The following is a 14986-nucleotide window of genomic DNA, read 5'->3' as shown; positions in this document are numbered from 1 at the left end:
CCAGTATCCCGCTATCGTCAACGCCTGATAAGCGGTTGAACTTTATTATCAATAGCTTCCCTCGCTCGGAAGATACGTGAACGCACCGTACCCACCGGACAATCCATGATAGCGGCTATCTCTTCATAGCTCAGGCCATCCAGCTCCCGCAAGGTTATTGCCATGCGTAAATCTTCCGGGAGGGACTCAATAGTTCGGAAAACTATCTGTCTCAGTTCTTCTGACAACATTAAGTTCTCAGGGTTCGAAATTTCTTTCAGCGCACCGCCACTTTCGTAATTTTCTGCTTCAATCGCATCTATATCACTGGAAGGTGGACGACGCCCCTGAGCGACCAGGTAATTCTTCGCTGTATTGACTGCAATACGATACAGCCAGGTATAAAAAGCACTATCTCCCCGGAACGAGTCCAGCGCACGATAGGCCTTAATAAATGCTTCTTGTACAACATCGGGAACATCGCCCGATGGTACATAGCGGGAAACCAGACTCGCCACTTTATGCTGGTAGCGAACCACCAGTAAGTTAAAGGCTTTCTGATCTCCCTTCTGGACCCGTTCAACCAGGACCTGGTCCGTTAACTGCTCGCTCATCCGAGGTAAAGTCTCCCCAAACCAAATTTCCACGCGCTTTCGAAACGCCACTCCATAAGCTTCACTATGAGCAAGCAAAAGCTTAGAGTGCTCAAGTTTCGTAAAGTTCCGTTACGCATTTGTTTTTGTTTGTCATGTTGTAGACAGGTCTTATCTCTCATTATAAGTCTACATAACCCGATCAACGCACTATCTGTATAGAAATGCCCATTTCACCGCCTGCAGAGTAACCCAACAGCCACTTTATTTCACCTCATAATCTGATGCTAACGGCCTGCTTCACAAAATATTTTTGCTCGTTCACTCATCCACATGCCTTTCCTCTGTGTTTAGTCATTGCAACACGATTAAAAATAAAACGTGCAGTATCGCGCAATGTGGTGCTATGGTGATCAAACACTGTTTAGTAAATTAAACAAAAATCATGAATACGACTCCTGAATTATCCTGTGACGTGCTGATTATTGGCAGCGGGGCTGCCGGACTCTCACTGGCTCTGCGGCTGGCTGAAAAACATCAGGTTATTGTTCTGAGCAAGGGGCCTGTCAGTGAAGGCTCGACATTTTATGCCCAGGGCGGTATTGCCGCTGTTTTCGATGAAACCGACAGCATTGACTCCCACGTTGAAGACACGCTGATTGCCGGGGCCGGTCTTTGCGATCGTCATGCCGTTGAGTTTGTTGCCAGTAACGCCCGTTCATGTGTCCAGTGGCTAATTGATCAAGGCGTCTTATTTGATACGCAGGTTCAGCCCAATGGTGAAGAGAGTTACCATCTGACCCGTGAAGGCGGTCATAGCCATCGACGCATCCTGCACGCTGCGGATGCTACCGGCAAAGAAGTCGAAACCACCCTCGTCAGCCAGGCACAAAATCATCCCAACATCCGGGTTCTCGAGCGCAGTAATGCTGTCGACCTGATTGTCTCCGATAAAATCGGTCTGCCGGGAACGCGTCGGGTTGTCGGAGCCTGGATCTGGAATCGCAATAAAGAAGCCGTTGAGACCTGCCATGCGAAGTCGGTAGTGTTGGCCACCGGCGGCGCATCAAAAGTGTATCAATACACCACCAATCCGGATATTTCTTCGGGTGACGGAATTGCAATGGCCTGGCGCGCAGGGTGCCGTGTCGCCAATCTGGAATTTAACCAGTTTCACCCGACGGCGCTGTATCATCCGCAGGCACGCAATTTTCTGCTGACCGAGGCGCTACGTGGCGAAGGCGCACACCTGAAGCGCCCGGACGGTTCACGCTTTATGCCCGACTTTGACAAACGCGGCGAGCTTGCCCCACGTGATATTGTCGCCCGTGCCATCGACCATGAGATGAAGCGTTTGGGTGCTGACTGCATGTTCCTCGACATCAGCCATAAGCCAGAAGAATTTGTTCGTCAGCATTTCCCGATGATTTACGAAAAATTGCTGGGACTGGGCATCGATCTGACCAAAGAGCCGGTCCCTATCGTTCCTGCCGCGCACTATACCTGCGGCGGCGTGATGGTTGATGACTTTGGTCGTACAGATGTCGACGGGCTGTATGCGATCGGCGAAGTGAGTTATACCGGCCTGCATGGCGCCAACCGCATGGCGTCGAACTCATTGCTGGAGTGCCTGGTTTACGGCTGGTCCGCGGCCGAAGATATCGACAGGCGTATGCCTTATGCACGCGGCGTCAGCACGCTCCCGGGCTGGGATGAAAGCCGGGTAGAAAACCCGGATGAGTTGGTTGTCATTCAGCATAACTGGCATGAGCTGCGGCTGTTTATGTGGGATTACGTCGGAATTGTGCGCACCACTAAACGTCTGGAGCGCGCCCTGCGCCGTATCACGATGTTGCAGCAGGAAATCGACGAATATTACGCCCATTTCCGCGTGTCGAATAATTTGCTGGAACTGCGCAATCTGGTGCAGGTAGCTGAGCTGATTGTCCGCTGTGCGATGATGCGCAAAGAAAGTCGGGGCCTGCACTATACGCTGGATTATCCAGAACAGCTTCCTGAATCAGGCCCGTCTATTCTCTCGCCGCTCAGTCATCACATAAACAGATAGAACGCCTGGGTCAGCGCCGTGTAGCCTTCAGAATAACGCTGGTCTGACCCACGGATAACCAGCCTGTCACTAAAGCACTCCCCGGCCTGCGGGGAGAATGCCAGCAAAACCCGATGTGGTAGACGAGCCTCGGTTTCTGCTACATCCGTGCGCAATCGCAGATGCCAGCCCATGCTAAGTGCCTGCTGGGTAAACGCGTTACCAATCTGCTCCGGTAGCACCACACAAAAAAAACCTTCTTCCGTAATGCTGTCAGCCGCCAGGGTGAGCAATGCTTCGTGATCGAGCGTGGTCGTGTAGCGCGCCTGTTCACGTTGCGGGGTTGCGCATTCCACACCCTGTTCATAATAGGGTGGATTGCTGATAATCAGGTCAAAACGTACGGTCTGGCGCGGTACCCATTGCTGAGCATCCTCTGAATGTACCCTCACACGATGCATCCACGGAGATTGCGCGATGTTATCCTGTGCCTGCTGCGCGGCGTCAACATCAAGCTCAACAGCATCAATGATGACGTTTTCATCTGTACGTTGGGCCAACATCAGCGCCAGCAGACCGCTCCCGGTACCAATATCAAGGATCCGTTTTACGCCAGCCACAGGAGCCCAGGCACCCAATAAAATGCCGTCCGTTCCGACTTTCATTGCACAACGATCGTGTGCCACAAAAAACTGCTTAAAAGTAAATCCATTACGCCGAAGTACGGATGTAGACTGGGGCATGAAGAACAACCTTCCTGGAAAAAAAACGATAACATAGGATAAAAACAATACCTGAGAAGGTATATCCATACAAACAGATGAAGATTGCAGCCGTAACGTCTATAATCAGCGCCCCACTCAGAGGTAGAACATGACTGTAACGACTTTTTCCGAACTTGAACTCGATGAAAGCCTTCTGGATGCCCTCCAGGAAAAAGGTTTCACTCGCCCGACCGCCATTCAGGCTGCCGCCATTCCGCCTGCGCTCGATGGCCGTGATGTACTCGGTTCTGCGCCGACAGGCACCGGTAAAACGGCGGCATATTTGCTGCCAGCGTTGCAGCACCTGCTCGACTTCCCGCGCAAGAAATCCGGTCCACCGCGCATTTTAATCCTGACACCGACGCGCGAACTGGCGATGCAGGTTGCCGAACACGCCCGTGAATTGGCCAAAAATACGCATCTGGATATCGCCACCATTACCGGTGGCGTGGCTTACATGAACCACATGGAAGTCTTTAGCGAAAACCAGGACATCGTGGTCGCCACCACTGGTCGTCTGCTGCAATACATTAAAGAAGAGAACTTCGACTGCCATGCAGTTGAAACGCTGATCCTCGATGAAGCAGACCGTATGCTGGATATGGGCTTTGCCCAGGACATCGAGCATATTGCCGGTGAAACCCGTTGGCGTAAGCAAACCATGCTGTTCTCCGCCACGCTGGAAGGCGATGCGATCAAAGATTTTGCCGAGCGTCTGCTGGAAGATCCTGTCGAAGTCTCGGCGGATCCGTCCACCCGCGAACGCAAGAAGATCCATCAGTTTTACTACCGTGCCGATGATATCGAGCACAAAACTGCCCTGCTGATCCATCTGTTAAAACAGCCGGAAGCGACCCGCTCAATTGTCTTTGTACGCAAACGCGAACGTGTGCACGAGCTGGCAGGCTGGCTGCGCCAGGCAGGCATTAATAACTGCTATCTCGAAGGCGAGATGGTGCAGAACAAACGTAACGAAGCGATCAAGCGCCTGACCGATGGTCGCGTGAACGTGCTGGTAGCAACTGACGTTGCCGCACGCGGGATCGATATTCCTGACGTCAGCCACGTGTTTAACTTCGACATGCCGCGCAGTGGCGATGCCTATCTGCACCGCATTGGTCGTACCGGTCGTGCCGGGCGTAAAGGTACTGCAATCTCTTTGGTTGAAGCGCATGACCACCTGCTGCTCGGCAAAGCGAGCCGCTATATTGACGAGCCGCTGAAAGCACGCGTCATCGACGAACTGCGTCCAACCACGCGCGCGCCAAGTGAGAAATCCAACGGTAAGCCATCCAAGAAAGTGCTGGCGAAGCGCGCCGAGAAAAAAGCGAAAGAGAAAGAGAAGCCACGGGTGAAAAAACGTCACCGCGACGCCAAAAATATCGGCAAACGTCGTAAGCCAAGTGGAGCTGCTACCCAGCAGTCCGACAAAGAGTAAACCGAGTGCCGGGTGAATCAACCCGGTATTTTTTTACCTTCTTTCAACGACAAAAAAGCGGAAGATGTCAGAGCATCTTCCGCTTTTTGATTATCTGATTACCGGAGTATGACTCCGTGAGCCTTACAGGCTCTCAGTAAAGGTACGAGCAATAACGTCGCGCTGCTGTTCTGGAGTCAGAGAGTTAAAGCGCACTGCATAACCAGAAACACGGATGGTCAGTTGCGGATATTTTTCCGGGTGCTTAACTGCATCTTCCAGTGTTTCACGACGCAGAACGTTAACGTTCAGGTGCTGACCACCTTCTACACGAACTTCTGGCTGTACATCTACCGGTACTTCACGGTATTCGATTTCGCCCAGTTTGCTGACGGCAACGACGTCATCAGCATTGAAACCTGCTTTCGCAACGATGCAGCGTGCTTCGCCTTTTTCGCTGTCCAGCAGCCAGAAAGAGTTCAGCAGGTCGTCGTTTGCAGCTTTAGTAATCTGGATACCTGTAATCATGTTGATGCCTCCCCGGCAAAATTATTTGATTTCGGTTGGCCGCATCCGGCCAATTGGTAAAACCATTGTTGCTTGAGTGTATATATACCCCTCACCCACCCTTGAATCTTTGATTTAAATCAATAAAAACCACACATCAAAAGTGGTGATAGGTGGATTTTATTGTTTTACATCAACTTACGCCATGCAAACAGATAAACTTTTTACATAAATTTTCAACTATCTTTAAGGGGTAGCCCCTTGAGAAACGTACAGAATTTTGCGACGTCGAAAGAAGCAGTTAAGCTAGGGGGATTGAAAATTCGCAGGAGAGCGAGATGGCCACCGAATTAACCTGGCACGATGTGCTGGCTGAAGAAAAACAGCAGCCTTATTTTGTTAACACACTGCATACTGTTGCCGGCGAGCGTCAGTCAGGAATGACAATTTATCCGCCGCAAAAAGATGTGTTTAACGCGTTTCGCTTTACCGAACTTGGCGACGTGAAAGTCGTCATTCTGGGACAAGATCCCTACCACGGTCCAGGCCAGGCACACGGTCTCGCGTTCTCTGTTCGTCCGGGGATTGCCACTCCGCCTTCGTTGCTGAACATGTACAAAGAGCTGGAAGCAACAATTCCCGGCTTCACCCGCCCAACGCACGGATATCTGGAAAGTTGGGCACGCCAGGGGGTGTTGCTACTGAACACCGTGCTCACCGTTCGGGCGGGTCAGGCGCATTCGCATGCCAGTCTGGGTTGGGAAACCTTTACCGATAAAGTCATCAGCCTGATTAACCAACATCGGGAAGGGGTTGTTTTCCTGCTTTGGGGTTCTCACGCGCAGAAGAAAGGCGCGATTATTGATGCACAGCGCCACCATGTGCTGAAAGCACCGCACCCGTCCCCTCTTTCTGCCCATCGCGGTTTCTTTGGCTGCAATCACTTTGTGCTGGCTAATGAATGGCTGGAACAACGGGGAGAAAAGCCGATCGACTGGATGCCGGTATTGCCGGCGGAGAGCGAGTAAAAAAATGCCAGCGAATCGCTGGCATTTTTATTATCAGGCTTTGTTCTGACGCCACCACTCCGCGAGCAGTACACCTGTCGCAACGGAGACGTTAAGCGTTTCTACGTTGCCAGTACCATCAATCGCAACGCACAGATCGTCTGCTGAGCAAGCTGCTTCTGGCAGAGCTTCACGTTCGCGGCCTAACACCAGCACCATTTTTTCTGGCAGCGTGGTTGTAAACAGCGGTTTGCCTTTCACGCTTGAGGTCATCACTACCGTGTAACCCGCGTTACGAAAATCATCCAGCACGTCGACAATACTGTCACCGGTAATCGGCTGAACGTGCTCTGCTCCACCTTCAGCGGTACGGATAGCCGCACCCGATTCCAGTAATGCTGCGTCCTGTACCACTACGCCTTTCACGCCGAAGTGCGCACAGCTACGCATCATACCGCCCAGGTTATGCGGGTTGGCGATATCTTCCAGCGCCAGCACACAATCCTGCGCTCCGGCCTGACCAACCCACTGCTTAACGGTGGTACCGTTACGCTTTTTGATCAGGAAGCAGACACCACCATGGTGCTCGGTACCAGATGCTTTCGCCAGTTCGGCCTCATCAACCACGTGATAGGCTTTGCGGTTTGCCGCCATCCAGCGTAATGCTTCTTTAAAGCGCGGGGTGACGCTCTGAACAAACCAGGCGCGGACAATGGCGTCCGGGCGGCTCTGGAACAACGCCTGGCACGCATTTTCGCCATAAACGCGGGTTTCTTCCGCGCGCTGACGACGCAGTACTTCAGGATCGATAAAGCTCTTACCGCTGATGCCACCATGATCGGCTTTATCCGCAGTATCATCACTCGGTGCGCGGGATACGGTACGCCACGGTGAATCTTCACGTTTACGGTCGCGTTCAACATCGCGGTCACGACCACGTTCACGACCGCGTTCGCTGTTCGGCCCCTTTCTGTCATCACGGGCAGGGCGACGACCGCCTTCGGCTCGGGAAGTACCGGGGCGACCGCCGCCTTTACCAGTACGTGGATTTTGGGTGCGTTTATCCGAGTCATCGTCACTGCGGACGTACATCACTTTGACCTTGCCGTTTTTGTTCTTCAGTTCGTCGCTCATGTTTTTCTCCACCTGCTCTGCGCGAAGCGCGCAGATTACCCGATGTGCACGTCGTTAGCCATTATTTCATTTAAAAGCTAAGGACTATTGTACTCATTGAATAAAACGCATTGTTGTTTAGAACAGACTCCCCGATAATATGTAACATAATAGAAACATACTGGCGTTACTGCCGTGAAGTCCACTCCATTCATCCAGAGGTTAGTTATGAATACCGTTTGTACCAGCTGCCAGGCTATCAACCGCATCCCCGACGATCGTGTCCAGGAAGCGGCTAAATGCGGACGCTGTGGTCACGACCTGTTTGATGGGGAGGTGATCAATGCGACCGGTGAAACACTGGATAAACTGTTAAAAGACGATCTCCCAGTGGTGGTTGATTTTTGGGCTCCCTGGTGTGGCCCATGCCGCAACTTCGCGCCAATTTTTGAAGATGTCGCGGAAGAACGTAGCGGTAAAGTACGTTTTGTTAAAGTGAATACGGAAGCCGAACGTGAGCTCAGCGCCCGCTTCGGTATCCGCAGCATCCCGACCATCATGATCTTCAGAAAAGGTGAAATCGTCGACATGCTTAATGGCGCCGTACCTAAGGCCCCGTTTGATAGCTGGCTTAACGAATCATTATAAACTCTGCGGGGCACATCTTGTGCCCCGTTTTGTCCTCTGAGACAATAGCATTTTTCAACGTGCTTCCCGATGACCAATAACGCCGTTCTCCAGTTACGTGCCGAGCGTCTTGCGCGCGCCACGCGCCCTTTTCTTGCCCGAGGTAACCGCATTCGTCGCTGTCAGCGCTGCCTGCTACCGCTGAAACTGTGCCTGTGTGAAACGCTGACGCCAGCTCAGGCGAAAAGTCGTTTTTGCCTGGTGATGTTTGATACCGAACCGATGAAACCCAGCAATACCGGGCGTTTAATTGCCGATATACTGCCTGATACCGCTGCGTTTCAGTGGTCACGTACCGAACCGCCGTCAGCATTGCTTGAGCTGGTGAAAAATCCGGATTATCAGCCGATGGTCGTATTCCCGGCATCTTATGCCGACGAGGGGCGTGAGGTCATTTTCACACCACCGGCGGGTAAACCACCGCTGTTCATTATGCTTGATGGCACCTGGCCGGAAGCACGCAAAATGTTCCGCAAAAGCCCGTACCTTGATAACCTACCGGTGATCTCCGTCGATCTATCACGCCTCTCCGCTTACCATCTGCGCGAAGTCCATGCCGAGGGGCAATATTGCACTGCCGAAGTGGCAATCGCTTTACTGGATCTGGCAGGCGATAAGCAGGCAGCCGAAGGATTAGGTGAACACTTCACGCGCTTTAAAACACGCTACCTGGCAGGAAAAACGCAACATCAGGGAAGCGTCACAGCAGACTCGCCAGAAAGCGTGTAAAATCATTCGGTCACTGGAGTCATTAAGGAAGCCGATATGAGTCAGCGTGGTCTGGAAGCACTACTGCGACCGAAATCCATTGCTGTGATTGGGGCGTCAATGAAGCCTAATCGAGCAGGATACCTGATGATGCGTAACCTGCTGGCAGGAGGGTTCAACGGCCCCGTTTTACCAGTGACCCCCGCCTGGAAAGCGGTGTTGGGCGTACTGGCCTGGCCCAATATCAGCAGCCTGCCTTTTAGCCCCGATCTCGCCGTATTGTGCACCAATGCCAGCCGCAACCTGACGTTGCTCGAAGCGCTTGGCGAGAAAGGTTGTAAAACCTGCATTATTCTCTCGGCTCCTACGGCGCAACACGCGGAGCTGTTGGCCTGCGCATCACGCTACAACATACGTCTGCTGGGTCCCAACAGTCTGGGGCTTCTCGCTCCCTGGCAGGGGCTTAACGCCAGCTTTTCCCCCGTCCCGATTAAGCGAGGCAAGCTGGCTTTCATCTCTCAATCCGCCGCCGTATCCAATACCATACTCGACTGGGCACAGCAGAGAGAAATGGGCTTTTCTTACTTTATCGCGCTGGGTGACAGCCTGGATATCGACGTTGATGAGCTACTGGATTACCTGGCACGCGACAGTAAAACCAGCGCGATATTGCTGTATCTCGAACATTTAAGCGATGCCCGCCGCTTTGTCTCCGCCGCCCGTAGCGCCTCACGCAACAAACCCATTTTGGTGATCAAAAGTGGTCGCAGTCCGGCGGCTCAGCGCCTGCTGCATACCAGTGCTGGGATGGATCCCGCGTGGGATGCGGCTATTCAGCGCGCCGGTTTATTACGCGTACAAGACACTCACGAGCTGTTCTCAGCGGTGGAAACCCTGAGCCACATGCGCCCGCTGCGTGGCGACAGGCTGATGATCATCAGCAATGGAGCCGCACCTGCCGCACTGGCATTAGATGAGCTATGGTCAAAAAATGGCAAGCTGGCGACATTGAGTGAAGATACCTGCCAGAAATTACGCGATGCCCTACCTGAACACGTTGATATCGCCAACCCGCTGGATCTGCGGGACGACGCCAGCAGTGAGCACTATGTTAAGACACTGGATATTTTGCTTGCCAGCCAGGATTTCGACGCGCTAATGGTGATTCACTCACCCAGCGCAGCCGCCCCCGGAACCGAAAGCGCGCAAGCATTGATCGAAGCGGTAAAGCGTCATCCGCGCGGCAAGTTCGTCTCGTTGCTGACCAACTGGTGCGGCGAGTTTTCATCCCAGGAAGCACGCAGACTGTTTAGCGAAGCCGGATTACCGACTTACCGCACACCTGAAGGCACCATCACCGCCTTTATGCATATGGTGGAATATCGACGTAACCAGAAGCAACTACGGGAAACGCCTGCGCTGCCCGACTCTCTGACCACCAACACCGCCGAGGCGCATAATCTGTTACAGCAGGCGATTGCCGAAGGCGCAACGTCGCTGGATACCCATGAAGTACAGCCGATTTTACACGCCTATGGCTTACACACGCTGCCGACATGGATCGCCAGCGACAGTGCAGAAGCCGTCCACATCGCAGAACAAATCGGTTACCCGGTAGCACTGAAGCTGCGCTCTCCTGATATCCCGCATAAGTCGGAAGTTCAGGGGGTTATGTTGTACCTGCGTACGGCAACAGAAGTGCAGCAGGCAGCCAATGCGATTTTTGATCGGGTAAAAATGGCCTGGCCACAGGCACGTATCCACGGTTTGTTAGTACAAAGTATGGCTAACCGCGCCGGCGCTCAGGAGCTGCGCGTCGTCGTCGAACAGGACCCGGTATTTGGCCCGTTGATTATGCTGGGCGAAGGCGGAGTTGAGTGGCGTCCTGAAGAGCAAGCTGTTGTCGCATTGCCGCCACTCAACATGAACCTGGCGCGTTATCTGGTGATCCAGGGGATCAAAAACAAAAAGATCCGCGCTCGCAGCGCACTACGTCCCTTAGATATTGCAGGCTTAAGCCAACTGTTGGTCCAGGTCTCCAACCTGATCGTCGATTGTCCGGAAATTCAGCGCCTGGATATCCATCCTCTACTGGCCTCTGCTGGGGAATTTACTGCACTGGACGTCACACTGGATATTGCCCCTTTCACGGGCGATAACGAAAGCAGGCTTGCGGTACGCCCTTATCCCCATCAGCTTGAAGAGTGGGTGGAGTTGAAAAACGGGGAGCGCTGCCTGTTCCGTCCCATTTTGCCAGAGGATGAACCTCATCTGCAGCAGTTCATATCTCAGGTAACTAAAGAAGATCTTTATTATCGCTATTTCAGTGAGATCAACGAATTCACCCATGAAGATTTAGCCAATATGACGCAGATCGACTACGATCGGGAAATGGCCTTTGTGGCGGTACGCTGTAAAGATAATCAGCAAGAGATCCTCGGCGTAACGCGAGCAATCTCGGATCCTGATAACGTTGATGCCGAGTTTGCCGTGCTGGTTCGTTCCGATCTCAAAGGGCTTGGATTGGGTCGCCGGTTGATGGAAAAATTAATCGCATATACGCGAGATCACGGACTTATACGTTTGAATGGTATTACGATGCCAAACAATCGTGGGATGGTCGCCCTGGCCCGAAAACTCGGGTTTGTCGTTGACGTCCAGCTCGAAGAGGGAATTGTTGGGCTATCGCTTAATCTGGCCCAATTCGAGGAATCGTGAGTAAGGTACTGGAAATGTTGACCACATTAATGGGGACTGGTGGTATCATTGCCCGCTTATGTCGTCTGCAAAGCACAGAGGACCCTTCAATGAACAGAGAAGAAATGCACTGTGATGTTGTCAAAATTTAAGCGTAATAAACATCAACAACACCTTGCCCAACTACCTAAGATTTCTCAGTCAGTTGATGATGTAGATTTCTTTTATGCTCCCGCTAATTTCAGGGAGACTCTGCTGGAAAAAATAGCCAGCGCGACGCGACGGATCTGCATCATTGCACTGTACCTGGAACAGGATGACGGTGGCAAAGGCATTCTCGATGCGCTCTATGCGGCAAAACGGCAGCGTCCAGAGCTAGATGTACGGGTGCTTGTCGACTGGCACCGAGCCCAGCGTGGACGTATTGGTGTTGCGGCATCCAATACCAACGCTGACTGGTATTGTCGAATGGCGCAGGAAAACCCGGGTATCGATATCCCTGTCTACGGCGTGCCAATTAACACCCGCGAAGCGCTTGGTGTTCTGCATTTTAAAGGCTTTATCATTGATGATAGCGTCCTGTATAGCGGGGCCAGTCTGAACGATGTTTACTTACACCAACATGATAAATACCGCTATGACCGCTATCAGCTGATTCGCAACGCGAAGATGGCCGATATCATGTACGATTGGGTTACGCAGAACCTGATGAATGGGCGCGGCGTTAATCGTCTCGATGATATCCATCGTCCTAAAAGTCCGGAAATTAAAAACGATATCCGCCTGTACCGTCAGGAATTGCGCGATGCATCCTTCCATTTTCAGGGTGATGCGGATAATGAACAGCTTTCGGTCACGCCGCTGGTTGGGCTCGGAAAATCCAGTCTGTTAAATAAGACTATTTTCCACCTCATGCCCTGCGCGGAGCACAAACTCACCATTTGTACGCCTTATTTCAACCTACCTGCCATCCTGGTGCGCAATATCATTCAACTACTGCGTGAAGGGAAAAAGGTCGAAATCATTGTCGGTGATAAAACCGCCAACGACTTCTTCATTCCAGAAGATGAGCCATTCAAGATCATCGGTGCGTTGCCTTATCTGTATGAAATAAATCTGCGCCGTTTCCTGAGCAGACTGCAGTATTACGTGAATACCGACCAGTTGGTAGTGCGCTTATGGAAAGATGATGACAACACCTATCATCTGAAAGGCATGTGGGTTGATGATAAATGGATGCTGCTGACTGGCAACAACCTTAACCCTCGCGCCTGGCGTCTGGATCTGGAAAACGCCATCCTTATCCACGATCCTCAGCAAGAGCTGACTCCCCTGCGCGATAAAGAGCTGGAGCTCATCCGCACGCATACCACCGTCGTGAAGCACTATCGCGACCTGCAGAGCATTGCCGACTATCCAGTCAAAGTACGTAAGCTTATCCGTCGATTACGCCGTATTCGTATCGACAGATTAATTAGCCGTATTCTGTAACCAAGACCCCGTCCAGTGACGGGGTTTTTCCTATGGAGGCCACGGTGCGTCTGTTTATTCTTACCAGTGTTTTGCTTCTTTCCGGTTGTAGCCACATGGCTAACGACAGCTGGAGTGGGCAAGACAAAGCTCAACACTTTATCGCCTCCGCCATGCTTGCCGCAGCCGGAAACGAATATGCCCAACATCAGGGCAACAGCCGCGATCGTAGCGCAGCTATCGGTTTGATGTTCTCAGTCAGCCTGGGCGCGTCAAAAGAGCTGTGGGACAGCCGCCCCGCCGGGAGCGGCTGGAGCTGGAAGGACTTCGCCTGGGATGTGGCTGGCGCGTCTACCGGCTATGCGGTCTGGCAATTGGCACATTATTAGAGGCGCAGGCCTTTCCCCTTCCCATGCAGCATCAGTGATACCAAAAATGCGACGACTGCCAGCGCTGTAACGTACCAGAAGAATGTCGTTTCCATACCGACAGACTTCAGGGATAACGCAACATATTCGGCTGAACCACCAAACAAAGCATTAGCCACCGCATAAGATAACCCAACCCCCAGAGCACGCACCTGCGCCGGGAACATTTCGGCCTTCAGAATACCGCTAATTGACGTATAGAAACTCACGATCAACAAGGCACACATCACCAGAGCAAACGCCATGTAAGGAGACGTCACGCTTTGCAACGCGGTCAAAATGGGAACAGTGAAAATCGCGGCTAACGCGCCAAAACACAGCATTGAAGTCCGTCGGCCTATTTTATCTGACAACGCACCGAACAGCGGTTGCACTAGCATAAACACGCACAATGCAGCTGTCATAATGCCGCTGGCCACGTTGGCATGCATACCAGCCGTATTAACCAGATATTTCTGCATGTAGGTCGTAAACGTATAAAAACACAGCGAGCCAGCAGCGGTGAATCCCAGTACCATAAGAAAGGCTTTGCGGTTACGCCACAGCCCTTTCAGAGAACCCGCTTCTTTCAACGCACGGACATCCTGTTTCGAGGTTTCATCCAACTGGCGACGCAACCATAGCGCAACAATAGCCAGCACGGCTCCCAGCGCAAAGGGAATACGCCAACCCCACGCTCTTAGCGCCGAGTCTTCTAACGTTTGCTGTAATATGACCACAACCAGCAATGCCAGTAACTGCCCGCCGATTAACGTCACATACTGGAATGAGGAATAAAAACCTTTCTTACCTTCAACGGCTACTTCACTCATATAGGTAGCGCTGGTTCCGTATTCCCCACCAACAGATAACCCTTGGAATAATCTGGCCAGCAGTAATAGCGCGGGAGCCCAGGTGCCGATGGTTTCATATCCCGGAAGACAAGCGATCACCAACGATCCCATGCACATCATACAAACGGACAGCAGCATAGACTTTTTACGCCCGTGTTTATCCGCAATACGACCAAAAAGCCATCCCCCGATTGGCCGCATCAGAAAGCCTGCAGCAAAAACGCCGGCAGTTTGTAAGAGTTGCGTGGTGGTGTTTCCAGATGGAAAAAAGATATGAGCAAAGTAGAGAGAGCAGAAAGAGTAAATATAGAAATCAAACCATTCGACCAGGTTCCCTGACGATGCTCCGACAATCGCCCATATACGACGACGGGTGTCGCCATCTGCCAGCGCCCCGTTCTCAGTTACACTGCTATCAGCCATTAAAATTGTACCCCTGCCAGGATCTTATGAATCTATCAATGATGTTTCGTGTCTGTTTTGGTAAATTAAATGTTATATAATTGTTATAATTTATTATGGGAGATAGATCACGATTTTAATTAGCAGGAAAAGGATTAAGAAATGTTCGAAGGAAGAGAACCAGGTTGGCTGTCAGAATTGCCTGATGCGCTGCGCTTATCAGGCCTACAAAATACATTCAGTCCAGCGCCTGTAGGCCGGATAAGGCGGGACGCTGCATCCGGCGGTTTTTACCCCGCACAGACGCAAAAAAGCCCATCCGTCAGGATGGGCT

General features: G+C 52.0%; 14 protein-coding genes. 8 read left to right on the top strand and 6 right to left on the bottom strand.

Going from position 1 to position 14986, the window contains the following annotated elements:
• Positions 1-17: 17 nt before the first annotated feature.
• On the bottom strand, positions 18-593 hold the full coding sequence (rpoE, locus tag OGX91_RS18660) for an RNA polymerase sigma factor RpoE (protein WP_003037573.1): 576 nt from the start codon (positions 591-593) through the stop codon (positions 18-20).
• Positions 590-754 (bottom strand): rpoE leader peptide RseD, encoded by a 165-nt coding sequence (gene rseD / locus OGX91_RS18655; RefSeq protein WP_124022090.1) that lies wholly within the window; start codon positions 752-754, stop codon positions 590-592. Before rseD ends, rpoE begins: the two co-directional genes overlap by 4 nt.
• A 263-nt stretch (positions 755-1017) precedes the next feature.
• Here rseD and nadB point away from each other — a divergent pair, with 263 nt between their 5' ends.
• Positions 1018-2640 (top strand): L-aspartate oxidase, encoded by a 1623-nt coding sequence (nadB, locus tag OGX91_RS18650; protein ID WP_286627149.1) that lies wholly within the window; start codon positions 1018-1020, stop codon positions 2638-2640.
• Here the strand turns inward: nadB and trmN are convergent.
• Positions 2625-3362: a tRNA(1)(Val) (adenine(37)-N(6))-methyltransferase TrmN gene (gene trmN, locus OGX91_RS18645; protein WP_149692214.1), complete on the bottom strand. Its 738-nt coding sequence runs from the start codon at positions 3360-3362 to the stop codon at positions 2625-2627. The genes nadB and trmN overlap by 16 nt on opposite strands.
• Positions 3363-3492: 130 nt before the next feature.
• Between trmN and srmB the strand changes: the two genes are divergently transcribed.
• Positions 3493-4821 carry an ATP-dependent RNA helicase SrmB gene (gene srmB, locus OGX91_RS18640; RefSeq protein WP_003037569.1) on the top strand — a complete coding sequence of 443 codons (1329 nt, stop codon included), beginning with the start codon at positions 3493-3495 and terminating at the stop codon, positions 4819-4821.
• A gap of 123 nt (positions 4822-4944) precedes the next feature.
• Here the strand turns inward: srmB and grcA are convergent, their stop codons facing one another.
• Positions 4945-5328, bottom strand: a complete 384-nt coding sequence (gene grcA / locus OGX91_RS18635; RefSeq protein WP_005121223.1) for an autonomous glycyl radical cofactor GrcA — start codon at positions 5326-5328, stop codon at positions 4945-4947.
• A 317-nt stretch (positions 5329-5645) separates the two neighbouring features.
• Here grcA and ung point away from each other — a divergent pair, with 317 nt between their 5' ends.
• A complete protein-coding gene (gene ung, locus OGX91_RS18630) occupies positions 5646-6335 on the top strand; it encodes a uracil-DNA glycosylase (protein ID WP_003037561.1) in 690 nt (229 codons plus the stop codon).
• A 33-nt stretch (positions 6336-6368) separates the two neighbouring features.
• Here the strand turns inward: ung and OGX91_RS18625 are convergent, their stop codons facing one another.
• Positions 6369-7448: a tRNA/rRNA methyltransferase gene (locus OGX91_RS18625; RefSeq protein WP_005121221.1), complete on the bottom strand. Its 1080-nt coding sequence runs from the start codon at positions 7446-7448 to the stop codon at positions 6369-6371.
• A 207-nt stretch (positions 7449-7655) separates the two neighbouring features.
• Here OGX91_RS18625 and trxC point away from each other — a divergent pair, with 207 nt between their 5' ends.
• The 5 genes from trxC to OGX91_RS18595 all read left to right on the top strand — a co-directional run bounded on the left by trxC (position 7656) and on the right by OGX91_RS18595 (position 13378).
• Complete coding sequence (gene trxC / locus OGX91_RS18620) at positions 7656-8075, top strand: thioredoxin TrxC (RefSeq protein ID WP_003037559.1); 420 nt, start codon at positions 7656-7658, stop codon at positions 8073-8075.
• A 69-nt stretch (positions 8076-8144) separates the two neighbouring features.
• Positions 8145-8843, top strand: a complete 699-nt coding sequence (tapT, locus tag OGX91_RS18615) for a tRNA-uridine aminocarboxypropyltransferase (protein WP_005121220.1) — start codon at positions 8145-8147, stop codon at positions 8841-8843.
• Positions 8844-8879: 36 nt separating this feature from the next.
• Entirely contained in the window at positions 8880-11540 is a 2661-nt protein-coding gene (locus tag OGX91_RS18610) for a bifunctional acetate--CoA ligase family protein/GNAT family N-acetyltransferase (RefSeq protein WP_040233403.1), read from the top strand.
• Between the two features lie 114 nt (positions 11541-11654).
• A complete protein-coding gene (gene pssA / locus OGX91_RS18600; protein WP_286627299.1) occupies positions 11655-13010 on the top strand; it encodes a CDP-diacylglycerol--serine O-phosphatidyltransferase in 1356 nt (451 codons plus the stop codon).
• Between the two features lie 44 nt (positions 13011-13054).
• Positions 13055-13378, top strand: coding sequence for a YfiM family lipoprotein (locus OGX91_RS18595; protein WP_005121215.1), 324 nt, complete (start codon positions 13055-13057; stop codon positions 13376-13378).
• Here the strand turns inward: OGX91_RS18595 and OGX91_RS18590 are convergent.
• Positions 13375-14673, bottom strand: a complete 1299-nt coding sequence (locus tag OGX91_RS18590; RefSeq protein WP_286627146.1) for an MFS transporter — start codon at positions 14671-14673, stop codon at positions 13375-13377. The genes OGX91_RS18595 and OGX91_RS18590 overlap by 4 nt on opposite strands.
• Positions 14674-14986: the final 313 nt, after the last annotated feature.

Origin of the sequence: Citrobacter sp. Cpa228 (genome assembly GCF_030333085.1) — a bacterium.
GTDB lineage: Bacteria > Pseudomonadota > Gammaproteobacteria > Enterobacterales > Enterobacteriaceae > Citrobacter > Citrobacter pasteurii.
The sequence above is the reverse complement of the archived record's forward strand: the minus strand, read 5'-3'. Positions and strand labels throughout refer to the sequence as shown.

Coding starts and splice junctions, on each gene's coding strand:
- nadB (WP_286627149.1), top strand. CDS start 1,018: ATGAATACGACTCCTGAATTATCCTGTGACGTGCTGATTATTGGCAGC.
- tapT (WP_005121220.1), top strand. CDS start 8,145: ATGACCAATAACGCCGTTCTCCAGTTACGTGCCGAGCGTCTTGCGCGC.
- grcA (WP_005121223.1), bottom strand. CDS start 5,328: ATGATTACAGGTATCCAGATTACTAAAGCTGCAAACGACGACCTGCTG.
- OGX91_RS18610 (WP_040233403.1), top strand. CDS start 8,880: ATGAGTCAGCGTGGTCTGGAAGCACTACTGCGACCGAAATCCATTGCT.
- pssA (WP_286627299.1), top strand. CDS start 11,655: ATGTTGTCAAAATTTAAGCGTAATAAACATCAACAACACCTTGCCCAA.
- rpoE (WP_003037573.1), bottom strand. CDS start 593: ATGAGCGAGCAGTTAACGGACCAGGTCCTGGTTGAACGGGTCCAGAAG.
- srmB (WP_003037569.1), top strand. CDS start 3,493: ATGACTGTAACGACTTTTTCCGAACTTGAACTCGATGAAAGCCTTCTG.
- OGX91_RS18625 (WP_005121221.1), bottom strand. CDS start 7,448: ATGAGCGACGAACTGAAGAACAAAAACGGCAAGGTCAAAGTGATGTAC.
- trmN (WP_149692214.1), bottom strand. CDS start 3,362: ATGCCCCAGTCTACATCCGTACTTCGGCGTAATGGATTTACTTTTAAG.
- OGX91_RS18590 (WP_286627146.1), bottom strand. CDS start 14,673: ATGGCTGATAGCAGTGTAACTGAGAACGGGGCGCTGGCAGATGGCGAC.
- ung (WP_003037561.1), top strand. CDS start 5,646: ATGGCCACCGAATTAACCTGGCACGATGTGCTGGCTGAAGAAAAACAG.
- rseD (WP_124022090.1), bottom strand. CDS start 754: ATGAGAGATAAGACCTGTCTACAACATGACAAACAAAAACAAATGCGT.
- trxC (WP_003037559.1), top strand. CDS start 7,656: ATGAATACCGTTTGTACCAGCTGCCAGGCTATCAACCGCATCCCCGAC.